Origin of the sequence: Mesorhizobium sp. CA7 (genome assembly GCF_020165015.1) — a bacterium.
GTDB lineage: Bacteria > Pseudomonadota > Alphaproteobacteria > Rhizobiales > Rhizobiaceae > Mesorhizobium.
In genome coordinates this window covers 127,280-149,014 of record NZ_JAIUHH010000006.1, presented here as the reverse complement: position 1 = coordinate 149,014, position 21,735 = coordinate 127,280, and the positions used below count along the sequence as shown (strand labels likewise).

Here is a 21,735-nt window from a genome sequence, read left to right as displayed (position 1 = left end):
CTTCGCTTTCGGGTAGAAGGCGCGCAACTGACCGATCTGATGAAACACCGATGCATGTCGCCCAGAAGCGGAAACCGGTTTTGGGACGACGACATGCATAAACCGACAAAGTTCCAAGGAGTTTGGATGACATGCTGAGAGGCTCGCTGACTGCGCTCGTGACACCGTTCGAAAAGAGCGGGCGCTTCGACGAGAAAGCCTTTCGCTCATTTGTCGAATGGCAGATCGCCGAGGGCACCAAGGGTCTCGTTCCCGTCGGCACCACCGGCGAGTCGCCGACGCTGTCGCATGAGGAGCACCGCCATGTCGTCAAGGTCGCCATCGAGGTAGCCAAGGGCAGGGTGCCGGTGGTGGCCGGCGCGGGCTCCAACAACACCGAGGAAGCGGTCGGCCTGGTGAAGTATGCCGAACAGGCCGGCGCCGATGCCGCCCTTGTGGTCACGCCTTACTACAACAAGCCGACGCAGCGCGGCCTCTATGAGCATTTCGCGGCCGTCGCCAGGGCGACCAAGCTGCCGATCATCATCTACAACATCCCGCCGCGTTCGGTGATCGACATGACGCCGGAGACGATGGGCAGGCTGCGCCACGACTTCAAGAACATTGCCGGCGTCAAGGACGCGACCGGCAAGGTCGAGCGCGTCTCCGAGCAGCGCATGACCTGCGGCAAGGATTTCATCCAGCTTTCCGGCGAGGATGCCTCCGCGCTCGGCTTTAACGCTCATGGCGGCGTCGGCTGTATTTCGGTCACCTCGAATGTCGCGCCGCGCCTTTGCTCCGAGTTCCAGGAAGCGACGCTTTCCGGCGACAGCGCCAAGGCACTCGAGCTGCAGGATCGGCTTCTGCCGTTGCACAAGGCGATCTTCATCGAGCCTGGCGTATCCGGCGCCAAATACGCGCTGTCGAAGCTGGGCAAGGTCGAGAACGTGGTCCGTTCGCCGCTGGTGACGGTCGAGTCCTCGATCGCCGAGAAGCTCGACGCGGCGCTCAAGCACGCCGGCTTGATTAATTAGCGAGCCCGTTTGGAAACTCTACTCCTGCGGCCATCTGAAGGCGCCACCTGCGCTTCCGGTGCTCACGTACTATATGTACGCTCCGCTCCGGTTCCGCGCATGGCCCCGAAAGCATCCGCTTTCGGAAAGGACCATGCGCAAAGTCGGGCTGCAGAGCGTCCTTTGCGCGTTTAGAAAACGCGCGGCGCTCTGTTGACACCTTCACCTGACTCGCAGGAGCGAGTTTCGAAACGGACTCTGGACGTCATGAATCAAGTCAAGAAAGCCGATCCCAACAACAAGACCGTTGCGGAAAACCGCAAGGCGCGCTTTTCCTACGAGGTGCTCGACACGATCGAGACCGGCTTGGTGCTGACCGGCACCGAGGTCAAGTCGCTGCGCCAGGGCCAGGCCAACATCCAGGAAAGCTACGCCTCGGCCGAGGGCGGCGAGATCTGGCTGATCAATTCCTATCTGCCGGAATATCTGCAGGCCAACCGCTTCAACCACGAGCCGCGCCGGCGCCGCAAATTGCTGGTCTCCAAGCGCGAGATGGCGAAACTCTCGCAAAGCGTCGAGCGCGAAGGCATGACGCTGGTGCCGCTGAAAATCTATTTCAACGACCGCGGCCGCGCCAAGCTGCTTCTCGCCGTTGCGCGAGGCAAGAAGCTGCATGACAAGCGCGAGACCGAGAAACAGCGCGACTGGTCGCGCGAGAAGGGCCGGCTGCTGAAGGAGCGCGGCTGAGCCTCCAGGGCTGGCAGCGCCGGCCGCCTGAAAAAAGCCACCGGCCGGTTCTCCGGTCAGGCACCTTCCGACAGGGGATGGTCTTGGGGAAGCGGATTGTTTTCTGGGGCCTTGCCGTCGCGGTTGTCGCCAGTGCCGTCGTGGCAGGCGCCTTCTTCTGGTTCCGCGGCTTTTCGCCGGATCGCGAGGAATTCCCGATCCGGGGCATCGACGTCTCGCATCATCAGGGAAAGATCGACTGGCCCCGCGTCGCCGCCGACGATGTCGCCTTCGCCATCATCAAGGCGACCGAAGGCGGCACCCATGTCGATACCCTGTTCGCGACCAATCTGCGCGAGGCCCGCGCGGCCGGCCTGGCGGTCGGCGCCTATCACTTCTTCACCTTTTGCCGGCCAGGCGCCGACCAGGCGAAGAACTTCATGTCGGTGGTGCCGCGCAGCGAGCCGCTTTTGCCGCCGGTGGTCGACATCGAGTTTGGCGGCAATTGCCCGCAGCGCCCGTCGCCCGAGCAGTTGAACGCCGAGCTTGCCGCTTTCCTCGGCCCGGTCGAGACGGCATTCGGCAAGCAGGCGATTTTCTATCTGACCGACGAGGCGGCAGACGCCTATTCCGGCAGCATCCTTAACCGCCGGCGCTGGCTGCGTTCGCTGGCGATGAGGCCGCGCGAGAACGACTGGATCTATTGGCAGTATCACAATATGGGCCGCGTCGACGGCATCGAAGGCGATGTCGATCTCAACGTCCTGAAGGGCGGCCGCGAGACGCTGGCGAAGTTGTTTGCGCCGACGCCTTGAATTGCCGGTCCTTGAATCGCTTGCCGCACCGCTGAAGGCTTACGATCCTCCCGGCGCCGGTGCATTAAGGCGTCTATTGGCAATCCGCCCTCCGATCGCTGACAAGCCCATCCCGGCGGCCATGATGGCAATGGCTGCGAACTGGATCGTCATCGGCGTTTCGCCGAGTACCGCCATGCCGACAGCCACGGTGGCGATAGGTATGCCGGGCAGAAACAGCGATGCCGTCTGCGGCCCCAACTGCCCGACGACATAGGTATAGAGGAACATGGCTGCCGCGCCGGCCAGAATCCCCTGGATCACGATCTGGCTGATGATTTCCGTGGCGGCCGCGGCATGGATATGGCTTGGTGCGACGAAGTAGAGAATCGGCAGCGGCAGGCAGGACAGGAGCACTACCGCGGCCGTGGCCGTAACGGGATCGGCACGCCAGCGCCTGACAAGAACGGCATAGGCCGAAAACATCAGGCCCGATCCGATGAAAAGCATATCGCCGAAGAGAACGCCGCCGGTGCCGTCGCGCCCCGGCGCGATGAACAGCGACAGGCCGGCGACAATCGCGAGGACACCGATGGTCCGTTGCCGCGAAGCGCCGTCATTGAAGACGATGCGTGACAGCAGGAACGAAAAGAAGACGATCGACGCTGGACAAAGCGCGGCCGCATGGGCGGCAGGGGCATAGGTCAGGCCCCAATTGATGATCAGCGGATAAGGCAATCCGGCCAGCGCCGCCAATGCTAGGGCCCGGCGCCAACCGAGCGCCCTCATGCTTACAAAGCCGCCGTGCCAGACGATCGGCAGAAAGACCACCCCCGCGCCGCCAAAGCGCAAGGCGGCCAGATCCGTCGCCGTCAGATGCTCCCTGAGGCTGAAGCGGGCGGCGACGAATTGGATGGCGTAGATGCCGATCATAATGAGACCCGCGATGATCGCCAGCCTGGAGTTTCCTGAGTCTCGCGCGTCCGCCATGTTCCGCCGCCGTCGTGACATCGCCATCGAAGATCATCTCCGCACAAAGCGATGAAAGCGCAGGCCATTGCCGAAAAGCCCGCGGCAAAATACGCTCTTTTCTCGAAATTCGAGCGAAACTCGCAGATTGGAGGCAGATCTAGCGTGAATGCTGAAGCAAGCGACCTCGACGGCGTCGACCGCAATCTCCTGCGATTGCTGCAAGAAGATGGGCGTCGCACCACACTTGATCTGGCGGCGCGTGTCGGCCTCTCGCCGACCGGCACCAGCCTACGGGTGAAGCGGCTGTTTCGGGAAGGCTACATCACCGCGGTCAGGGCCGTGCTCAATCCGGCAAAGATCGGACGCGGTACGCTCGTCTTCATCGAGGTGCGTCTCGATCACACGGCGCCGCATATTTTCGAGCGCTTCGCCGAGGCGGTGACCAAGGCGCCCGAGGTTCTCGAGTGCCACATGGTGGTCGGCGGCTTCGACTATCTGGTAAAGGCGCGCATCTCGGAAATGGCCGCCTATCAGGATTTCCTGACGCGGGTCATTCTCGCACTGCCGGGAGTGAAGGAGACGCACACTTATACCTCCATCGGCGACGTGAAGCCGGATGCGCTGCTGCCGGTATGAGTGGGTCTCAGACCGACAGGAAGCCGCCTGAATCTAGCTCTTCAGGAACGCCGCAATCTCCTTAAACACGCTGACGAACATCTCCTGCGTCAGCACGCCCGTATTGGTGTTGTAGCGTGAGCAGTGGTAGCTGGAAAACAGCGCGATGCCGCCGGCTTGCTGCCTCCCGCCATGGCGGAACTGAAAGGCCGCGACGCGCTCGCCCAGCGCCCGCACCGTCGACTGATGCGCGATCGCACCCAGCGTCAGGATAGCGCGCAGGTTGGGAAAGCGCGCGATGGTCGGCTTGAGAAAGGTCCGGCAGGTGGCGATCTCGGCGCCCACCGGCTTGTTCTCCGGCGGCACGCAGCGCACCGCATTGGTGATGGCCGTGCCGACGAGTTGCAAGCCGTCATCCGGCCTTGCCTTGAACTCGCCACGCGCAAAACCGTGCGCGATCAGCGTGCCGTAGAGCAGGTCGCCGGCATAGTCGCCGGTGAAGGGGCGCCCCGTGCGGTTGGCGCCGCGCAGGCCGGGCGCCAGCCCGACGATCAAGAGGCGGACTGGATCTTCACCCTCCGGCGGCAGGAAGGTCGGCACTGGCGCGTTGAACCAGCCGGGCTCACGCTCGCGCCAGGCGGCGATGAAATCATGCAGCCGCGGGCAAAGCGGGCAGTCACGGCTCGGTTCGGGGGAGAGCACGGCGGTCAAGGCCGCCGCCATCAATAATCTTCCTCGTCGACTTCGGCGGGTTCTGGCCGGCGCGCCGGCCGCTCGGACGGATCGCGGCCGACTTCGCTCTTCAGCGTCATCAGGTCGATGAAATGATCGGCCTGGCGGCGCAGATCGTCGGAGATCATCGGCGGCTGCGAGGCCATGGTCGAGATGATCGACACCTTGCGCCCGCGCCGCTGCAGCGCTTCGACCAGCGTGCGGAAGTCGCCGTCGCCGGAGAAGATGACATAGTGGTCGACGACATCGGCGAGCTCCAGCGCATCGACCGTCAACTCGATGTCCATGTTGCCCTTGATCTTGCGGCGGCCGGTCGAGTCGGTGAATTCCTTGGCGGGCTTCGTCACCACCTTGAAGCCGTTATAATCGAGCCAGTCGATCAGCGGCCGGATCGACGAATATTCCTGATCCTCGACCAGCGCGGTGTAATAATAGGCGCGCAGCAGGTAGCCGCGCTTCTGGAAGCTCGACAGGAGCTTGCGGTAATCGATGTCGAAGCCCAGCGCGCGGGACGTGGCATAGAGATTGGCGCCGTCGATGAAAAGAGCGATCTTTTCACGGGGATCGAACATTGAAAAACATTCCTTTCGAAAATTTTTGTCGTCTAAAAGCGCTTGACGAATAGGTCCGGCAAATGGACCTTTGTACCGTCACCTCCGAGATAACGCGCAATTTGTGGATATCCAAGGGCATGGCCCTGTGTTGCAAGCAATTGTGATCGCCACTATGTGGGTAGCTTCACGGCGTGGCGCGATGATGAGCCGGGCAACGGCCCGCCAAGCCGACGCTGGCGCCATAAAGCTTGTATTTCGGCCGCGCCCGCGTTATGGAGCGCGCCAGCTTTCCATCAAATCCATCGCATGAAAGGGGCAGTCCATGGCCCGCGTAACCGTTGAAGATTGCATCGACAAAGTCGACAACCGTTTTGAACTCGTGCTGCTCGCCGGCCATCGCGCCCGCCAGATCAGCCAGGGCGCGCAGATCACCGTTCCGCGCGACAATGACAAGAACCCGGTCATCGCGCTGCGCGAGATCGCCGACGAGACGTTGTCTCCCGACGACCTCAAGGAAGACCTGATCCACTCGCTGCAGAAGCATGTCGAGGTCGACGAGCCGGAAGCCGAGGGCGAGGCGATCGCTGACCAGACCGGCGCGACCGCCGTTGCCGCCGACGCCGACGACGCCGAGGAGAACGTTACTTTCGACCGCATGAGCGAGGAAGACCTGCTCGCCGGCATCGAAGGTCTGGTGCCGCCGGAAAAGAGCGACGACTACTAAGTGCTTTTGTCCGGGTTGGATCAACCATCCAGGACTTCCGTATCTTAGGTTTCGTGGCTATCTATGAGATGCGTCGCACGTCGGTGCGGCGCATCAATCATTTCAGCACCGCGAGATCCCGCCCATGATGCGTCAGTATGAGCTTGTCGAGCGCGTCCAGCGCTACAAGCCTGACGTCAACGAGGCGCTGCTCAACAAGGCCTACGTCTATGCCATGCAGAAGCATGGCCATCAGAAGCGCGCCTCGGGCGATCCCTATTTCTCGCATCCGCTCGAAGTCGCCGCCATCCTCACCGACATGCATATGGACGAAGCGACCATCGCCGTTGCCCTGCTGCATGACACGATCGAGGATACGACCGCGACCCGCGCTGAGATCGACGAGCTATTCGGCCCCGAGATGGGCAAGCTGGTCGAGGGCCTCACCAAGCTGAAGAAGCTCGATCTGGTCTCGAAAAAGGCCGAGCAGGCGGAGAACCTGCGCAAGCTCCTGCTCGCGATCTCCGAGGACGTCCGCGTTCTGCTCGTCAAGCTCGCCGACCGCCTGCACAACATGCGCACCCTCGACCATATGCCGGAAGCCAAGCGCCTGCGCATCGCCGAGGAGACGATGGAGATCTATGCGCCGCTGGCCGGGCGCATGGGCATGCAGGGCATGCGCGAGGAGCTGGAGGAAATAGCCTTTCGCTACATCAATCCGGAGGCTTACCGCGCTGTTACCGCAAGGCTTGCCGAGATTTTCGAGCGCAACAGGGGCGTCCTGCAGGAGATCGAGACGGCGCTGTCGGGCCTGTTCGAAAAACACGACATCAAGGCGAGCGTGAAGAGCCGGCAGAAGAAGCCGTGGTCGGTGTTCCGCAAGATGGAGGCCAAGGCGCTCTCCTTCGAGCAGCTCTCCGACATCTTCGGTTTCCGCGTCGTGGTCGATTCGGTCGACGACTGCTACCGCGCGCTTGGCGCCATTCACACCACCTGGTCGATGGTGCCCGGCCGCTTCAAGGATTACATCTCGACGCCCAAGCAGAACGACTACCGTTCAATCCACACCACCATCGTCGGCCCGTCGCGCCAGCGCGTCGAATTGCAGATCCGCACAAGGGAGATGAACAAGATCGCCGAATATGGCGTCGCCGCGCATTCGATCTACAAGGATACTGGCGGCAAGATGAACGGCGCGGGCCATGCGATCTCCAGGGAGACCAACGCCTATGCCTGGCTGCGGCGAACCATCGAGCAACTGGCCGAAGGCGACAATCCCGAGGATTTCCTCGAGAACACCAAGCTGGAGCTGTTCCAGGACCAGGTGTTCTGCTTCACGCCTAAGGGCATGCTGATCGCGCTGCCGCGCGGCGCTACTCCCATCGACTTCGCCTATGCCGTCCACACCGATGTCGGCGACACCTGCGTCGGCGCCAAGGTCAATGGCCGCATCATGCCGTTGATGACGGAATTGAAGAACGGCGACGAGGTCGAGATCATCCGCTCCAAGGCGCAGGTGCCGCCCGCCGCCTGGGAATCGGTCGTGGTCACCGGCAAGGCGCGCGCTGCCATCCGCCGCGCCACCAAGAATGCGATCCGCAAGCAATATTCCGGCCTCGGAGCCCGCATCCTGGAGCGCGCCTTCGAGCGCGCCGGCAAGACATTCACCAAGGAGAGCCTGAAGCCGGTGCTGCACCGGCTGGCGCGCAAGGACATCGAGGACGTGCTGGCCTCGGTCGGCCGCGGCGAGCTGAGTTCCACCGATGTCATGAAAGCGGTCTTCCCCGATTATAAGGATGAGCGTGTCACCGTCGCGGCGCCTAAGCAGCGCGAGGAGGGCTGGTCGAAGATCCGCAACGCCGCCGGCATGCTCTTCCAGATGCCGGGCACCCGCGCCGCGAAGAAGGACAAGGACCAGCAGCGCGACGGCGCGGTGCCGATCCGCGGCGTGCGCGGCGACCTGCCGGTGCGTTTCGCGCCGGAAGGCGCTGTACCCGGCGATCGCATCGTCGGCATCATCCAGCCCGGCACCGGCATCACCATATATCCGATCCAGTCGCCGGCTTTGCAGGCCTTCGACGACCAGCCCGAGCGTTGGATCGATGTGCGCTGGGACATCGACGAGCGCACCAAGGAACGTTTTCCGGCGCGCATCTCGGTCACCGCCATCAATGCGCCCGGGTCGTTGGCCGACATCGCCCAGGTCGTCGCATCCAACGATGCCAACATCCACACGCTGTCGATGATACGCACCGCACCCGATTTCACCGAGATGCTGATCGATCTCGAGGTCTGGGACCTGAAGCATCTCAACCGGCTGCTGTCGCAGCTCAAGGACAATTCGAGCGTCAGCGATGCGCGGCGTGTGAATGGGTGAATAGTGAATAGAGGTGCTCTCACTGCCATTCACCTTTCACCATTCACCATTCGCCAAGGGGGACCGAACAATGAACACCGACGAAGTGCTGGACATTTTCCGCGAGGCTGGCGCCGTGCTCGAAGGGCATTTCATCTTGACGTCCGGACTGCGCAGTCCGGTCTTCCTGCAGAAGGCGCGGGTGTTCATGCATGCCGACAAGACCGAGCGCCTGTGCAAGGCGTTGGCCGAGAAGATCCGCAAGGCGGTGCCGGGCGGGATAGACTACGTCGTTGGCCCGGCCATCGGCGGCCTGATCCCGGCCTATGAGACCTCGCGCCATCTCGGCGTCCCGGCGATATGGGTCGAGCGGGAAGGGGGCGAATTCAGGTTGCGCCGCTTCGAGATTGCCAAGGGCTCGCGCGTCGTCATCGTCGAGGACATCGTCACCACCGGCCTGTCAATCCGCGAGACCATCGACTGCCTGCGCGAGCTTGGCGCCGACGTCGCGGCGGCTGCCTGCATCATCGACCGTTCGGCCGGCAAGACCGATGTCGGCGTGCCGCTGATCGCGCTTGCCGAATATGAAGTGCCGGCCTATCCCGCCGACCGCCTGCCGCCGGAACTTGCCGCGATTCCAGCCGTTAAGCCGGGAAGCCGCAACATCTGACATCGCGATGTATGAAAACAGGCACTTGAGCGCGTCGCTTGAATCTCTTTGTCGGAGACATGCGCCGAGGCGACAATGATCGCCGGGATCGACCATTTCGTGCTGACGGTCCGCTCGCTGGAAGCGACCTGCGATTTCTACCGGCGGGTGCTCGGCATGCGGCGGCTCGACGAACCGAACCGGCCGACCGCGCTTCTGTTCGGCTCGCAGAAGATCAACCTGCACGAAGTCGGTCGCACCTTCGAGCCGAAGGCAAAGGCGCCGACGCCGGGTTCCGGCGATTTCTGCCTCGTGGCGGCAGTGCCGCTTGCCGAGGTCCAGGCCAGCCTCGAGGCCAATGGCGTGGCGATCGAAGTCGGTCCGGTCGAACGCACCGGCGCGCGCGGCAAGATGATGTCGGTCTATTTCCGCGATCCGGACGGCAATCTGGTCGAGGTCAGCGAGTACCAACCCGGCTGAGATCGAGCCGCATGGCGCAGCGCTGGCCCGAAGGCATGCCGTGCCTGGCTTCATCGTCGAGCAGGCTTGCCAGCCGTTCGTCAATCTCGGCGTCTTCCAGGATGCGAAATCCGGCCTTGCGATAGAAGGGCGCATTCCAGGCGACGGCGCGAAACGTGGTCAGCGTCACCGCGGCCAGGCCGCGCCGCCCGGCGTCCGCGACCGCCTGTTCGAGCAGGGCGCGGCCGATGCCTTGGCCCTGCCGGTCGAGGCGCACGTCCAACTCCCAGATATGCAACGCATCGCCCTCGATCCCGGCGCTCAGGAAGCCGACCGGCCGGTCCTTCTCGTCTGCGGCGATCCAGCATGCGCCGGCGGCGATCAGCGCGCGGTGCCGCTCGACGCTGATATTGTCGCCGTCGGCGAGCCACGCCAGTTCCGCAATGGCGCGGAACGCCAGCCCGGCGGACTGTTCGATCCGCGGCAGCGCCCCGGCGTCCTCCGCCCGCGCCGGTCGAATGGTGATCATCGGCTCTGCATCCCGATCGTTTTCCTCAGTTTCGCCAGAATGACGCTGTTGTTACAGGCTGCGGCAGACCATCGCGGCGGCGTTCGTTGTTGCGCGGCCCGGTCGTCGCTATATCAAAGCTTGTTGCCTTTCTGCGCCCTCGAAGCGCAAGATGTGTTTGCGCGACCCGGTGGGTAGGGGCAGCGCGTATTGGACCGGGAACTGGAACAGAGTGCTTTTTCGACGCCGAGAGCCTGATGGCTTCCTGGAACAGGTGCGTACTTATCTTTGGCCGCGCCGCTCGTTCTCGCGTTCCGTGCAGTATTTCTCCAAACGCATCCTGCGGCTGAAGGCGACGCCGCATTCCGTCGCCGCCGGCGTCGCCGCGGGCGTTTTCGCGTCCTTCTTCCCGCTTGGCTTCCACTTCATCATCGCCGCCGTGCTGTGCTGGATCATCGCCGGCAATCTCGTCGCGGCAGCGCTCGGCGCGGTGTTCTTCGGCAATCCGCTGACCTTCCCGCTTTTGTGGGGCGCGTCCTGGGAAACCGGCAAGCTGCTGCTGCATGAGCATCTGCCGAAGCACGGCCCGCCCGAGCATCTGGGCGAAATGATGCACAAGCTTTCCTTCGCCAAGCTCTGGCACCCCATTCTGGAGCCGATGCTGATCGGCGCGGTGCCGCTCGGCCTGGTCTTCGGGCTCGTGTTCTATGCCATCACCCGCTGGGGCATGACGGTGTTTCGCGAGCAGCGCCGGAAGCGCATGGCCGAGCGTGCCGAGAAGAAGGCGCGGCAGGGCCGACGGGAAGTGCCGGCGGAATGATCATCGGCATCGGCAGCGACCTGATCGACATCAGACGTATCGCGAAATCGCTGGAGCGGCACGGCCAGCGCTTCGTCCAGCGCATCTATACCGAGGTCGAGCAGGCCAAGTCGGAAAAGCGTGCCGCCCGCGCGGCTTCCTATGCCAAGCGCTTCGCCGCCAAGGAAGCCTGCGCCAAGGCGTTGGGTACCGGCATGGCCGAGGGCGTGTTCTGGCGCGACATGGGCGTGGTCAACCTGCCGAGCGGCGCGCCGACCATGGCGCTGACCGGCGGCGCCGCGGCAAGGCTGGAGAAAATCCTGCCGAAAGGCCACCGCGCCCTCATCCATCTCACCATCACCGACGATTTCCCGCTTGCTCAAGCCTTTGTGATCATCGAGGCGGTGCCCGCCGAACAAGCGCCACATTGATTCCATCTGACCACGAGCGGCATGACGTTGCCCAGCGCCCGCCGAGACTCTATACCAACATCGCACAATCGAGGACGACATGAGCGTGGCTGAAAAATCGCAGAAGAAATCCGGCGGGCTTGGTGAGACCTTTTCCGTCATCATCCAGGCTCTGCTGCTCGCGCTCGTCATCCGCACGCTGCTCTTCCAGCCTTTCTCCATTCCGTCCGGCTCGATGCGGCCGACGCTGCTCGAAGGCGATTATCTCTTCGTCACCAAATGGGCCTATGGCTATTCGCGCTACTCGTTGCCCTTCGGTCCCGATCTCTTCTCGGGTCGCATCTGGGGTTCCGAGCCCAAGCGCGGCGACGTGGTGGTGTTCAAGTTCCCGCCGGATCCCTCGGTCGATTACATCAAGCGCGTCGTCGGCCTGCCCGGCGACAAGATCCAGGTGAAGGACGGCCAGCTTTTCATCAATGACGTCGGCGTGCCTCGCGTGAAGACCGGCCAGATCGACAATCCCGATGTCACCGAGGAAAACCGGCCGATCGATGTCTACCGCGAAACGCTGCCGAACGGCGTCAGCTACGACACGCTCGACATCAATTCCGATTCGATCGGCGACAACACGCGCGAATTCGTCGTGCCGCCCGGGCACTATTTCATGATGGGCGACAATCGCGACAATTCCTCCGACAGCCGCTTTGCCGTCGGCTATGTGCCGGCCGAGAACCTTGTCGGCCGCGCCAACCTCATCTTCTTCTCGATCGCCGGCAAGGCGAGCCCGCTCGAGATCTGGAAGTGGCCGTCGTTGATGCGCGCCGGGCGCCTGTTCCATTTCGTCCACTAGAGCGATGGCGGCCAGAAAGCGTTTGACCGCCGATGCCCTTGCCGAAGCGCTTGTCGAGCGCACCGGCCATGTCTTCGCCGACCGCCAGCGCCTGCAGCGGGCGCTGACCCATGCCAGCGCCCGTTCGACCCATGCCGGCGTCGACTATGAGCGGTTCGAATTCCTGGGTGACCGTGTTCTCGGCCTCGTCGTGGCCGACATGCTGCTCGCCTCCTTTCCCGATGCCGCCGAAGGCGAGCTTTCGCTGCGCCTTAACGCGCTGGTCAATGCCGAGGCGCTGTCGGAAATCTCCGAACAGATCGGCCTGCCGGAATTGGTGCGCGCCGGTTCCGATGTGCGCAATCTCGAGGGCCGCAAGCGCACCAATCTGCGCGCCGATGCGCTGGAATCGCTGATCGCCGTGCTCTATCTCGACGGCGGGATCGACGCGGCGCGCGCGTTCATCCACCGCTACTGGCAGCCGCGCTCGCAGGCGATGGGCGCTGCGCGGCGCGACGCCAAGACCGAATTGCAGGAATGGGCGCATCAGGCGGCCGCCGGCGCCGTGCCGGCCTACCACATCGACGGCCGTGACGGACCGGACCACGACCCGGTGTTCACGGTCAGCGTAAAAGTCGGCTCTTTCGCGCCCGCCGTCGGCAGCGGCCGCTCCAAGCGCGAGGCCGAGCAGGCCGCGGCGGCTACTCTTTTGCTGCGCGAAGGCGTATGGAGCGCGGCATGACAGAAACGGAAATCACTCAAGCCCCCGCGACGCGCTCCGGTTTCGTAGCGCTGATCGGCGCGCCCAATGCCGGCAAGTCGACGCTGGTCAACCAGCTCGTCGGCGCCAAGGTGTCGATCGTCACCCACAAGGTGCAGACCACCCGCGCCATCGTGCGCGGCATTGCCACGCATGACAACGCGCAGATCGTCTTCGTCGACACGCCGGGCATCTTCAAGCCGAAGCGGCGGCTGGACACGGCGATGGTGACCACCGCCTGGGGCGGCGCCAAGGATGCCGATATCGTCGTGCTGCTGATCGACGCCGAGCGCGGCATCAGGGGCGATGCCGACGCCATCCTCGACCGGCTGAAGGACGTCAGGCAGCCGATGCTTCTGGTTCTCAACAAGGTCGACCGCGTCAAGCCGGAAACGCTTCTCGCCTTGGCCGCGACCGCGAACGAACGCGTGCCCTTCAAGCGCACTTTCATGGTCTCCGCGCTGACCGGCTCCGGCTGCAAGGACCTGCTCGATTATCTCGCCGAGACGCTTCCGGCCGGTCCCTGGTACTATCCGGAGGACCAGATCTCCGACCTGCCGATGCGCCAACTCGCGGCCGAGATCACGCGCGAAAAACTTTATCTGAGGCTGCATCAGGAACTTCCCTATTCCTCGCATATCGAGACCGAGAAATGGGAAGAGAAGAAGGACGGCTCGGTGCGCATCGAGCAGGTCATCTATGTCGAGCGCGACAGCCAGAAGAAGATCGTGCTCGGCCACAAGGGCGAGACGATCCGCGCCATCGGGCAAGCCGCGCGGATGGAGATCGCTGCCATTCTGGAGCAGAAAGTGCACCTCTTCCTGTTCGTGAAGGTGCGCGAGAATTGGGGCGACGACCCCGAGCGCTACCGCGAGATGGGGCTGGAGTTTCCCCACTAATGCATGGACGGATTCCGTTGCCAGATTAGGCTTCTCATTGACCGATAGCTTGGTCGCCAATGGCAATATTGGCAGGATTGATCCCCACGCCTTTCAAGACAAAGGTGACCAAGTCGGGATGAAACATAGCATACGTATCTTGTGTCACCGGATTCCGGCAATCACTCATTGTGCGGCGAAACGCGATCACTAGACGGTCAAAGAGCCCACGCTGGAGGGGGGAATTGGTTTCGCAGTAAGCGAGCAAACGCATGCCGGCTTCAGTTTGCTCGGACAATTGAATTGCTCTTTGCCGATCACCCCACCGCGATCGCTGCAGAAGAGGAGCTCGATCGACCCACAAGACCAGATGCCTTGGTGGAAGGGTACCGGGCTGGGAGACGAGGCGACCGCAGCGCCTGAAGCCGGTTGCTGCGATAAACCGAACAAAGCCGGTGCGGTGCGTCATGCATTTGTCAGACGCCTCGACGACGACTCTTTTGCTGAATTTTGTTGGATTCGTCTGATCGGATGTCGTGATGTCGAACAGCCCCGATTCCGCAAGCGCAAGAAGGGCCGACTCATCCAGCGGAGCATTGAATACTGTGAGATGATAGGGCGGAGGCGACGTGAGCTTTTCAGCGTTCAATGACGCGATTTTATGCGAGCGAATGGTCCGGAGAACGTCGTCCCACTCTGGCCTGAAGACGATGACTGACATAAGTGCAAGGACGATAAAGATGATCCAACGGCCAGATTTATTATCGCGCTTAGTCAGGACAATTCCTGTTATCAACAGTCCGAACAGACACAGCCACATTGCGCCGAACGGTATAACGACGAATATTAAAACGAGCGGATGCAAATCGAGTAAGCCCTTCACTAGAAAGAATGTAACATAGCATGGGTGTTGTGGCATTTGAGCGCGAATTGGCGGTTTCAGTTAAAATTCTGACATGCAGCGAGCTTTTGTCCCATATTCTGAGTCTTTTCGATCGAGATGGATAGCAAAGTAGATATCGACACCCGTCTCGTGCGCCGGCTGGTCGACGCGCAATTTCCCGAATGGCGGCATCTGCCGGTCAGCCCGGTCGAGTTCGGCGGCTGGGACAATCGCACCTTCCATCTCGGCGACGACATGACGGTCAGGCTGCCGAGCGCTGCCGCCCATTCGCTGCAGGTCGAGAAGGAGCATCGCTGGCTGCCGAAACTCGCCCGTCATTTGCCGCTGCCCATTCCAACGCCGCTCGCCATGGGCGAGCCGGCGGCGGGGTATCCCTGGCATTGGTCCGTCTATCGCTGGATCGAGGGCGAGACGGCACGGAGCGCACGCATCGCCGATCTCCGCGCGTTTGCCGTGGCGCTCGCCGATTTCCTTGTCGCATTGAGGGGCATCGATCCGGCCGCTGGGCCTGCGCCTGGTCAGCACAATTTCCATCGCGGTGGATCGCTGAGCGTCTATGACGGCGAGGCGAGGCAAGCCATCGCCGTGCTCGAAGGCCGGATCGACACGCGAGCCGCAACCGCCGTGTGGGACGCGGCACTCGCCGCCACCTCACATGGCTCGCCGGTCTGGTTCCACGGCGATGTCGCCTCGGGCAATCTTCTGGTCGAGGACGGCAGCTTGAGCGCCGTCATCGATTTCGGCACCTCCGGCGTCGGCGACCCGTCCTGCGATCTTGCTATAAGCTGGACATTCTTCGAAGGCGAAAGCCGCGAGGCGTTTCGCACCCGCATCGACATCGACGACGCCACCTGGGCGCGCGGCCGCGGCTGGGCGCTGTGGAAGGCGCTGATCACCGTCGCCGGCCACGACGCCAACCAGGCCGAGGCCGAAAGGCAGCGCAACGTGATCGACGAGGTGCTTGCCGATTACGAACGCTGGACGTGATCGCCATCTCTGAAGTGTCCACAACTCTTCGGGTCATGCTCAAGGATTCTCGCCACCCAAGGCGGCCTTGCCGCGGCGCTCCATTTCGGCCGGCGATAGGTCTTCCTTCCATGTCAGCAGCACCCAGACATGGCCGAACGGGTCGCGCACGCTGGCTGAGTTCGCGCCGTAAAACGTGTCCGTTGGAGGCTGGACTTGCTCGCAACCTGCAGCCACCGCGCGAGCCAGAACCGCTGCATTGTCATCCACCATCAGATGCAGGCCCGCCGTGCATGCTCCGAGATGCCGTGGCTCATCATAGATCCGGCTGGTGGGATCGCCGAGCATCACCGTTGCATTGCAGATGGTGAGCTCGCTATGGACGATCCGCCCATCCGGTGCCGTGATGCGCAACACTTCTTCGGCACCGAACGCCTTGGCATAGAAGGCCACGGCCTTGGCCGCGCCTTGGACATAGATGTGCGGAACGACTGCGTTCAAGTAACGAAGAGGCCTTATCGTCATCGCTGGGCTCGTTGGTGCTCTCTGCCGCAACTGCTCGTACGGTTGGCGGTTTGCGCGACAGCGGCGCCATCATCATAAACACAGGCCGTCCTCTCCGGTTCCGGACATAGCGGCAGGACAAGAATGCTCGGTGGTCCGAAACGGCGGCCTGCCCTGTTGCGGGCGCCGCAATCCGTTGGCGCCTATGCTGTTGTGGCAACCACAAGCCGTGCCGCCGGCCGGCGCACGAAGCTCTCCGTGCCGTAATACGCAACAATCGCGACCGTGATCATCGCCCAGATCGCTACAGCGATCCATTGCTGCTGCACATAGTCGCCTTCGACGAACACCTTGCCGAGGAAGCGCACGCTGTTCTGGTGCGTGACATGCATCAGGATGGCAAGCAGCACACTGCCGGTGTTCTGGTAGAGCCAGGTGAAGACGATAGCGGCCAGCACGACATTGATCGTGCCGTAGAGGCTGAGGTCGCCGACTAGGCCGAGCGGGAAATGCCAGACGGCCCATATCACGCCAAGGATCAGGCTGCTGGCGAGCGCCGAGCGGCAGGTAAGCAGGCGCGGTGCCGCAAAGCCGCGCCAGCCGGGTTCCTCGCCCAGTGGACCGCTGAAAACGGCGTAGAGCGCGATCATCGGCAGCATTTCGGAGACGGCGGGGATATTGCCCCAGGCGGGCTGCACCGAGCCGAACAGCGGATTGATCAGGATCGAGGCAAGCTGCGCCCCGAACGGCAGGCCGAACGCCGCCAGATACCAGATCGGGCGGACGCGCCATTTCACCATCGAGGTCAGGATCGCCTTGACCGCGCTCCAGCCACCGACAAGTGCCGCCACGATGAAGCCGGAAACGGCCGGTCCGAAAGTAAACCAGGGAATGCTCTCGCCATGCGACAGATAGAAGGGGATGAACGCCAGCCACGTCAAGCCTAGCGCCAGCGCAAAGAAGAAGGTCAACCGGTGTCTCCACACCAGGTTCAGGAAGGAGCTCATGTCGGATCTCGCATCGGGCAATGGTTGCGAAAGTCGCCTGCCCGCGAGGTCGACATTTCGGGAAAAGGCCGGCCGTTACGTTCGGCGGTCTGCGCTGGCCACCCGGTCAACGCGTCTGCATTTGACATTCGCGCGGCCCGAGAATCCCGAATGCTTTCTGAGAAAATTCCGATATTTGGAGCTGGCAGCATCCTCGCCGCTTTAGCCGTGTCAACCTTGATTTCGCCACCCAACAGGTGAAAAGCTCCCGCCATGGAATGGCGCGACGAGGGAATCGTTCTCGGCACTCGCAAGCATGGCGAAACCAGCGCCATCCTCGAGGTGATGACGCGTGCCCATGGCCGCCATCTCGGCCTAGTGCGGGGAGGGCGCTCGCGCAAGCAGCAGCCGGTGCTGCAGCCCGGCAACCGCGTCGATCTTCTGTGGCGGGCGCGGCTCGACGAGCATCTCGGCATCTTCCAGGCCGAAGCGATCGAGATGAACGCCGCGCGGCTGATGGACAGCGCCGTCGCCGTCTACGGCCTGCAGACCATGGCCGCGCATCTGAGGCTCCTGCCCGAGCGCGACGCTCATGGCGGGCTCTACGAGGCGCTTGCCGTAATGATCTCGCATCTCGATGATGCCGACGCGGCGGGAGAGCTGGTGGCGCGCTTCGAGCTGCTTATCCTCGATGAACTGGGCTTCGGCCTCGATCTCAGCCAATGCGCGGCGACCGGCACCAGGCAGGATCTCGCCTATGTCTCGCCGAAATCCGGGCGCGCCGTCTCGCGCAGCGCCGGCGCGCCTTGGCACGACAAGATGCTGGCGCTGCCCGCCTTCCTGCAGCGCGGCTCCGGCCTGCGCGCCGATGCGGCAGCACTGGAAGACGCCTTCCGGCTGAGCGGCTTCTTCTTCACCCGTCACGTCTACGAGCCACGAGGCCTCGAGCCGCCCGACGCCCGCGCCGGCTTCCTCGCGGCGCTGCGCCGGCATCATGCCGCGGTGAGGGCGATGGCGGGCGAGGCAGGATAGCGAGGCAGCCGCCTATTCGGCTCCACGTCGCTCCAGGAAATCGTCGAGCATGGGGCGTTGGCCCTTGAGAATTTTGACGCCGGCTTCGGGCAGCGAAAACCAGCCGGCCTTGTCGACTTCAGGAAACGCTTTCATGGTCCCCGATTTTGGCGGCCACTCCATCGTGAACATATTGCTCCTGACGGCATCCGCATCGATGTCCGCTTCGACGCTCCATGCGATGACGATCTTCCCGCCCGGCTGCTTGTAGCTGCCGAGCGGCCGGAAATCGCCGTCGACGGTGACGCCGAGCTCTTCTTCGGCTTCCCGCTTGGCGGCCTCGAGCTCATCCTCGTTATCGCCGATCAGTCCTTTCGGGATGGTCCACGCGCCTTCATCCTTTCTTGCCCAGAACGGCCCGCCCGGGTGGACGAGCAGGAATTCGAACACACCGGCGGTGCGCCTGTGGATCAGCAGGCCAGCGCTTTTTTGCGGCATCCGTCACCTCGCGGCATTTGCTTCGCCCGCGCGAGAATAGCATGAGTATTCCGCGGCAGAGGTCACGTAATCTCGCCGGCAATGCCGGCGCCTCGGCGGCCCGACATTGGATAAACCGGCAAGTTGCTGGCAATCGGCGACGAAACATGCTCGATCTTGCCAGTGCATGCCGCCCAAAAATGCGCAGTGGTTTTGGGAGAACGACATGCACCAAAACAGTGACTAAAGGGGCGTCGCCTGATTCCGTTTCGGCGCGAGGCGCCTTTAGCCGGCAAGACGCTGATTTGCACCAGCCGTCTCATTGCCGCATTCTTTGGCCACGACCGGTCTGGTTTTGAGGGAAACCGCCATGTTTTTCAGCCTGATCGCCATTGCCGCCGTCATAGCTCTTTTCGTCATCGTGTCACGACAGCAGAACCGCATTGCGCTGATCGAGCGCGAGCTCGGTATGCTGCGCGGCCTTGTGCAGCCTGGAGCTTCGCTATTGGCGCCCAACGCGGCGGCCGCGCAGGACGGTCTTGCCGAGAAGGCCAAGGCAGCCGCGGCGCCTGCTGCGCCGTTGGCGGATGGCGCGACCGTGGCCGAGGAGGTCGTCGCGACGCCCGAGACCGCCGAGGGCGAGGCCGGACCCTGGACGAAGGGCAAGGCGGCCCCGGTGCAATCCGCCGCACCGGCGCAACCCGCCGAACCGGCGCAATCCGCCACCGTGACCGAGGCGCCTGCGGCCGGGGTGTCCCCCAAGGCGGCGCGCCAAACCGATGTCGAAACAGCGCTGGGCACGCGCTGGGCAGTCTGGGTCGGCGGCATCGCGCTGGCGCTGGGCGGCCTGTTCCTGATCCGCTACACCATCGAGGCCGGCATTTTCGGCCCTGGCGTGCGCCTCGCCATGGCCGGCATCCTCGGCCTGGTGCTGATTGCCGGCGCCGAATTCATCCGCCGCACCGGCTTCAGGGTGCCGGTGCAGGGCGCCGCCGGCGCCTACATCCCCGCGATTCTGACCGGGGCGGGCGCCTTCATCCTGTTCGGCACGGTCTACGCGGCGCACGCCATTTATGGCTTCATCGGTCCGGCGACGGCCTTCGCGCTGCTTGGCGTCATCGGCGTCGCGACCATTGGCGCTTCGCTCCTGCATGGCCTGGCGTTGGCGGGCATCGGCCTCGTCGGCGCCATGGTCACGCCGGCGCTGGTCGCCTCGGAAGCACCCAATCCCTGGGCCTTGTTCGTCTATCTCGCGATCGTGCTTGCCGCCACGGCGGCAATCGCCCGCATCCGCGACTGGAAGGCGCTGGTGGCCGCGGCCTTCGCCGGCGCCGGCGTCTGGACCATTCTTTACATGGTCGACGCGCCGGAGGTGAACCTCGCCGCCGTCCTGTTCATCAGCCTGGCGACGCTCGCCGTGCTGGCTTTCGTCTGGCTCGGCCCTTTCTTGGTTACTGGCCGCGACGATACGGCGCGCGGCTTCGACTGGCCTTCGATCGTGCCCGGCTTCTTCATCGCCTTGAGCGCGCTCGGCCTCTCCGTCGATCCGGCCTTTGCCAGCGCCGGCGATGCCTTGCACGGCGCGATCCTGCTGGCCGCGCTGGTCGCGGCGGCGCTCTACCGGCCGCGCGCGCTTCCGCTCGTCTTTGCCGCCGGCATCGCGACCGTGATGATCTATCTGGGTATCATCCCGCCCGCCACGATCGGGGCGGATGCGCTCGATGTCGGGCTCGACGCTCAGCCTTTGGCGTCGTCCGACACCCTGACTTTCCGCATCGGCGTCGCGCTCGGCATGATCTTCCTCGCCGCCGGTTTCTGGGCGGCACGCCGCTTCGCCGCCGCCGCTCCATTGCGCGCAGCCTGCTGGGCGGGCTGGGGCGTCATTGCGCCGCTGGTGGTGCTTCTGGCGCTGTGGCTGACCTTCGGCGATATCGACCGCGATCTCGGCTATGCGCTGCCGGCCCTGTTGCTGGCGCTCGCCTTTGCCGCCGGCGGCGAATGGATCGCGCGCGCCGAGGAGCCGCCGCTCAGCGGCGGCCCGGCCGTGTCATTCGCGCTCGGCGGCGCCGGCGTCGCCGGCCTGCTGATGCTGCACATGGCCTTCGGCTCCGGCTGGACGACCCTGCTGCTCGGCGCCGCCGCTGTCGTCCCGGCGCTGGCAACGCGCTGGCGCACCTACCCCGTGCTGGGCTGGATCGCGGTGGGCGCGGCGGTCGCCGTGCTCGGCCGCGTCGCCTTCGATCCGACCATCGTCGGCGCGGCGTCTCTCGCCAGGACGCCGGTCTTGAACTGGCTGCTGCCGGGCTATGGCGTGCCTGCTTTGGCCTTCGGTTTCGCCGCCTGGCAACTCGCCCGCACCACCAATGGCCGGCCGCGCCTTGCCATGGAAGCCGCGTCGGCCCTGTTCGCGCTGCTCACCATTGCCATGCTGGTGCGCCATGCCATGCATGGCGGCGTCATCGACACCGGCACCGTCACTCTTGCCGAACAGGCGATCTACACGTTGATCGCGCTCGGCGCCGGCGCCATACTGGTCGCCATCGACATGCGCTCGCCGAGCTCGGTTCTGCGCTATGGCTCGATGGTTGCCGGCGTGGTCTCGGCAGGCTTGATCGCGGTTCAGCATTTCGTCGTGCTGAACCCGCTGCTGACGGATGAGTCGACCGGTACGATCCCGGTCTTCAACCTGTTGTTCCTCGCCTACCTGCTGCCGGCCATCGCCGCCGGCGCGCTGGCGCTCTATGTCCGCGACAAGCGCCCGCGATGGTATGCGGCGATGCTGGCGCTGATCGCCGCGCTGCTTGCCTTCGCCTATGCCACGCTCTCGGTGCGCCGCCTGTTCAAGGGCGAGTTCATCGCCTTGTGGAGCGGGCTCGGCCAGCTCGAGACTTATACCTACTCCGCGCTCTGGCTGGTCATCGGCGTCGCGCTGCTTACCGCCGGCGTCCGGCTGAAATCGCAGGTATTGCGCATCGCGTCGGCGGCTCTGATCGCGGTTGCGGTGCTGAAAGTCTTCCTCTTCGACATGTCGGAACTCGAAGGCGTGCTGCGCGCGCTGTCCTTCATCGGTCTGGGTGCCGTGCTGATCGGGATAGGGCTGTTCTATCAGCGGCTGCTGACAAGGGCGGCGAGGGAAGCGTGAGAGGCTGGA

Annotated in this window: 24 protein-coding genes; 16 read left to right on the top strand and 8 right to left on the bottom strand. The window is 63.8% G+C overall.

The window, feature by feature from the left end; translation table 11 throughout:
* Positions 1 to 131: 131 nt before the first annotated feature.
* From dapA to LB552_RS14680, 3 genes are all read left to right on the top strand, one after another.
* Positions 132 to 1,013 carry a 4-hydroxy-tetrahydrodipicolinate synthase gene (gene dapA, locus LB552_RS14690; RefSeq protein WP_224607547.1) on the top strand — a complete coding sequence of 294 codons (882 nt, stop codon included), beginning with the start codon at positions 132 to 134 and terminating at the stop codon, positions 1,011 to 1,013.
* Between the two features lie 246 nt (positions 1,014 to 1,259).
* On the top strand, positions 1,260 to 1,739 hold the full coding sequence (gene smpB / locus LB552_RS14685; protein WP_112095724.1) for an SsrA-binding protein SmpB: 480 nt from the start codon (positions 1,260 to 1,262) through the stop codon (positions 1,737 to 1,739).
* A gap of 77 nt (positions 1,740 to 1,816) precedes the next feature.
* Positions 1,817 to 2,533 carry a GH25 family lysozyme gene (locus LB552_RS14680; protein ID WP_411966058.1) on the top strand — a complete coding sequence of 239 codons (717 nt, stop codon included), beginning with the start codon at positions 1,817 to 1,819 and terminating at the stop codon, positions 2,531 to 2,533.
* Positions 2,534 to 2,572: 39 nt separating this feature from the next.
* On the opposite strand, the gene LB552_RS14675 is transcribed toward LB552_RS14680, so the two are convergent.
* Positions 2,573 to 3,502 carry a DMT family transporter gene (locus tag LB552_RS14675; protein ID WP_224607541.1) on the bottom strand — a complete coding sequence of 310 codons (930 nt, stop codon included), beginning with the start codon at positions 3,500 to 3,502 and terminating at the stop codon, positions 2,573 to 2,575.
* A gap of 144 nt (positions 3,503 to 3,646) precedes the next feature.
* Between LB552_RS14675 and LB552_RS14670 the strand changes: the two genes are divergently transcribed.
* Positions 3,647 to 4,120 (top strand): Lrp/AsnC ligand binding domain-containing protein, encoded by a 474-nt coding sequence (locus tag LB552_RS14670; RefSeq protein ID WP_224525181.1) that lies wholly within the window; start codon positions 3,647 to 3,649, stop codon positions 4,118 to 4,120.
* A 33-nt stretch (positions 4,121 to 4,153) separates the two neighbouring features.
* On the opposite strand, the gene LB552_RS14665 is transcribed toward LB552_RS14670, so the two are convergent.
* Positions 4,154 to 4,822 (bottom strand): uracil-DNA glycosylase, encoded by a 669-nt coding sequence (locus LB552_RS14665; protein WP_224607538.1) that lies wholly within the window; start codon positions 4,820 to 4,822, stop codon positions 4,154 to 4,156.
* Entirely contained in the window at positions 4,822 to 5,403 is a 582-nt protein-coding gene (locus tag LB552_RS14660; protein WP_095766928.1) for an NYN domain-containing protein, read from the bottom strand. The genes LB552_RS14665 and LB552_RS14660 overlap by 1 nt, the downstream gene beginning before the upstream one ends.
* A gap of 304 nt (positions 5,404 to 5,707) precedes the next feature.
* Here LB552_RS14660 and rpoZ point away from each other — a divergent pair, with 304 nt between their 5' ends.
* The 4 genes from rpoZ (at position 5,708) to LB552_RS14640 (ending at position 9,573) form a co-directional block, all read left to right on the top strand.
* Positions 5,708 to 6,109 carry a DNA-directed RNA polymerase subunit omega gene (gene rpoZ / locus LB552_RS14655; RefSeq protein ID WP_095766929.1) on the top strand — a complete coding sequence of 134 codons (402 nt, stop codon included), beginning with the start codon at positions 5,708 to 5,710 and terminating at the stop codon, positions 6,107 to 6,109.
* A 124-nt stretch (positions 6,110 to 6,233) separates the two neighbouring features.
* Positions 6,234 to 8,465 (top strand): RelA/SpoT family protein, encoded by a 2,232-nt coding sequence (locus LB552_RS14650; protein WP_095766930.1) that lies wholly within the window; start codon positions 6,234 to 6,236, stop codon positions 8,463 to 8,465.
* 70 nt (positions 8,466 to 8,535) lie between these two features.
* Positions 8,536 to 9,114, top strand: a complete 579-nt coding sequence (gene pyrE / locus LB552_RS14645; RefSeq protein ID WP_224607536.1) for an orotate phosphoribosyltransferase — start codon at positions 8,536 to 8,538, stop codon at positions 9,112 to 9,114.
* Positions 9,115 to 9,189: 75 nt separating this feature from the next.
* Positions 9,190 to 9,573 carry a VOC family protein gene (locus LB552_RS14640; protein WP_140842512.1) on the top strand — a complete coding sequence of 128 codons (384 nt, stop codon included), beginning with the start codon at positions 9,190 to 9,192 and terminating at the stop codon, positions 9,571 to 9,573.
* On the opposite strand, the gene LB552_RS14635 is transcribed toward LB552_RS14640, so the two are convergent.
* Positions 9,551 to 10,081 (bottom strand): GNAT family N-acetyltransferase, encoded by a 531-nt coding sequence (locus tag LB552_RS14635; protein WP_224605239.1) that lies wholly within the window; start codon positions 10,079 to 10,081, stop codon positions 9,551 to 9,553. The genes LB552_RS14640 and LB552_RS14635 overlap by 23 nt on opposite strands.
* 211 nt (positions 10,082 to 10,292) lie before the next feature.
* Between LB552_RS14635 and LB552_RS14630 the strand changes: the two genes are divergently transcribed.
* From LB552_RS14630 to era, 5 genes are all read left to right on the top strand, one after another.
* Positions 10,293 to 10,880: a DUF2062 domain-containing protein gene (locus LB552_RS14630; protein WP_224605241.1), complete on the top strand. Its 588-nt coding sequence runs from the start codon at positions 10,293 to 10,295 to the stop codon at positions 10,878 to 10,880.
* A complete protein-coding gene (gene acpS / locus LB552_RS14625) occupies positions 10,877 to 11,290 on the top strand; it encodes a holo-ACP synthase (RefSeq protein WP_224607533.1) in 414 nt (137 codons plus the stop codon). The genes LB552_RS14630 and acpS overlap by 4 nt, the downstream gene beginning before the upstream one ends.
* A gap of 79 nt (positions 11,291 to 11,369) precedes the next feature.
* Complete coding sequence (gene lepB / locus LB552_RS14620; RefSeq protein ID WP_095766934.1) at positions 11,370 to 12,119, top strand: signal peptidase I; 750 nt, start codon at positions 11,370 to 11,372, stop codon at positions 12,117 to 12,119.
* Positions 12,120 to 12,123: 4 nt separating this feature from the next.
* Entirely contained in the window at positions 12,124 to 12,840 is a 717-nt protein-coding gene (gene rnc, locus LB552_RS14615; RefSeq protein ID WP_224607529.1) for a ribonuclease III, read from the top strand.
* Positions 12,825 to 13,757 (top strand): GTPase Era, encoded by a 933-nt coding sequence (era, locus tag LB552_RS14610; protein ID WP_224607525.1) that lies wholly within the window; start codon positions 12,825 to 12,827, stop codon positions 13,755 to 13,757. Before rnc ends, era begins: the two co-directional genes overlap by 16 nt.
* A gap of 34 nt (positions 13,758 to 13,791) precedes the next feature.
* On the opposite strand, the gene LB552_RS14605 is transcribed toward era, so the two are convergent.
* The gene (locus LB552_RS14605) at positions 13,792 to 14,601 is read right to left on the bottom strand and encodes a hypothetical protein (protein WP_224607523.1); all 810 of its coding nucleotides are present in this window, start codon (positions 14,599 to 14,601) and stop codon (positions 13,792 to 13,794) included.
* Between the two features lie 135 nt (positions 14,602 to 14,736).
* Between LB552_RS14605 and LB552_RS14600 the strand changes: the two genes are divergently transcribed.
* Positions 14,737 to 15,627: an aminoglycoside phosphotransferase family protein gene (locus tag LB552_RS14600; RefSeq protein WP_224607519.1), complete on the top strand. Its 891-nt coding sequence runs from the start codon at positions 14,737 to 14,739 to the stop codon at positions 15,625 to 15,627.
* Positions 15,628 to 15,666: 39 nt separating this feature from the next.
* On the opposite strand, the gene LB552_RS14595 is transcribed toward LB552_RS14600, so the two are convergent.
* Together LB552_RS14595 and LB552_RS14590 are read right to left on the bottom strand one after the other, a co-directional pair.
* Positions 15,667 to 16,107, bottom strand: coding sequence for a VOC family protein (locus LB552_RS14595; protein ID WP_224607515.1), 441 nt, complete (start codon positions 16,105 to 16,107; stop codon positions 15,667 to 15,669).
* A gap of 206 nt (positions 16,108 to 16,313) precedes the next feature.
* Positions 16,314 to 17,117, bottom strand: a complete 804-nt coding sequence (locus tag LB552_RS14590) for a CPBP family intramembrane glutamic endopeptidase (RefSeq protein WP_224607513.1) — start codon at positions 17,115 to 17,117, stop codon at positions 16,314 to 16,316.
* 252 nt (positions 17,118 to 17,369) lie between these two features.
* On the opposite strand from LB552_RS14590, the gene recO reads away from it, so the two are divergent.
* Positions 17,370 to 18,128: a DNA repair protein RecO gene (gene recO / locus LB552_RS14585; protein ID WP_224607511.1), complete on the top strand. Its 759-nt coding sequence runs from the start codon at positions 17,370 to 17,372 to the stop codon at positions 18,126 to 18,128.
* A 12-nt stretch (positions 18,129 to 18,140) separates the two neighbouring features.
* On the opposite strand, the gene LB552_RS14580 is transcribed toward recO, so the two are convergent.
* Positions 18,141 to 18,605: an NUDIX domain-containing protein gene (locus LB552_RS14580; protein ID WP_224607508.1), complete on the bottom strand. Its 465-nt coding sequence runs from the start codon at positions 18,603 to 18,605 to the stop codon at positions 18,141 to 18,143.
* A gap of 349 nt (positions 18,606 to 18,954) precedes the next feature.
* Here LB552_RS14580 and LB552_RS14575 point away from each other — a divergent pair, with 349 nt between their 5' ends.
* Entirely contained in the window at positions 18,955 to 21,726 is a 2,772-nt protein-coding gene (locus LB552_RS14575; RefSeq protein ID WP_224607505.1) for a DUF2339 domain-containing protein, read from the top strand.
* Positions 21,727 to 21,735: the final 9 nt, after the last annotated feature.

Coding starts and splice junctions, on each gene's coding strand:
- LB552_RS14650 (WP_095766930.1), top strand. CDS start 6,234: ATGATGCGTCAGTATGAGCTTGTCGAGCGCGTCCAGCGCTACAAGCCT.
- LB552_RS14635 (WP_224605239.1), bottom strand. CDS start 10,081: ATGATCACCATTCGACCGGCGCGGGCGGAGGACGCCGGGGCGCTGCCG.
- smpB (WP_112095724.1), top strand. CDS start 1,260: ATGAATCAAGTCAAGAAAGCCGATCCCAACAACAAGACCGTTGCGGAA.
- acpS (WP_224607533.1), top strand. CDS start 10,877: ATGATCATCGGCATCGGCAGCGACCTGATCGACATCAGACGTATCGCG.
- LB552_RS14580 (WP_224607508.1), bottom strand. CDS start 18,605: ATGCCGCAAAAAAGCGCTGGCCTGCTGATCCACAGGCGCACCGCCGGT.
- rnc (WP_224607529.1), top strand. CDS start 12,124: ATGGCGGCCAGAAAGCGTTTGACCGCCGATGCCCTTGCCGAAGCGCTT.
- pyrE (WP_224607536.1), top strand. CDS start 8,536: ATGAACACCGACGAAGTGCTGGACATTTTCCGCGAGGCTGGCGCCGTG.
- LB552_RS14590 (WP_224607513.1), bottom strand. CDS start 17,117: ATGAGCTCCTTCCTGAACCTGGTGTGGAGACACCGGTTGACCTTCTTC.
- recO (WP_224607511.1), top strand. CDS start 17,370: ATGGAATGGCGCGACGAGGGAATCGTTCTCGGCACTCGCAAGCATGGC.
- LB552_RS14660 (WP_095766928.1), bottom strand. CDS start 5,403: ATGTTCGATCCCCGTGAAAAGATCGCTCTTTTCATCGACGGCGCCAAT.
- LB552_RS14600 (WP_224607519.1), top strand. CDS start 14,737: ATGGATAGCAAAGTAGATATCGACACCCGTCTCGTGCGCCGGCTGGTC.
- era (WP_224607525.1), top strand. CDS start 12,825: ATGGAGCGCGGCATGACAGAAACGGAAATCACTCAAGCCCCCGCGACG.
- LB552_RS14680 (WP_411966058.1), top strand. CDS start 1,817: ATGGTCTTGGGGAAGCGGATTGTTTTCTGGGGCCTTGCCGTCGCGGTT.
- LB552_RS14640 (WP_140842512.1), top strand. CDS start 9,190: ATGATCGCCGGGATCGACCATTTCGTGCTGACGGTCCGCTCGCTGGAA.
- LB552_RS14575 (WP_224607505.1), top strand. CDS start 18,955: ATGTTTTTCAGCCTGATCGCCATTGCCGCCGTCATAGCTCTTTTCGTC.
- dapA (WP_224607547.1), top strand. CDS start 132: ATGCTGAGAGGCTCGCTGACTGCGCTCGTGACACCGTTCGAAAAGAGC.
- rpoZ (WP_095766929.1), top strand. CDS start 5,708: ATGGCCCGCGTAACCGTTGAAGATTGCATCGACAAAGTCGACAACCGT.
- LB552_RS14675 (WP_224607541.1), bottom strand. CDS start 3,502: ATGGCGGACGCGCGAGACTCAGGAAACTCCAGGCTGGCGATCATCGCG.
- lepB (WP_095766934.1), top strand. CDS start 11,370: ATGAGCGTGGCTGAAAAATCGCAGAAGAAATCCGGCGGGCTTGGTGAG.
- LB552_RS14665 (WP_224607538.1), bottom strand. CDS start 4,822: ATGGCGGCGGCCTTGACCGCCGTGCTCTCCCCCGAACCGAGCCGTGAC.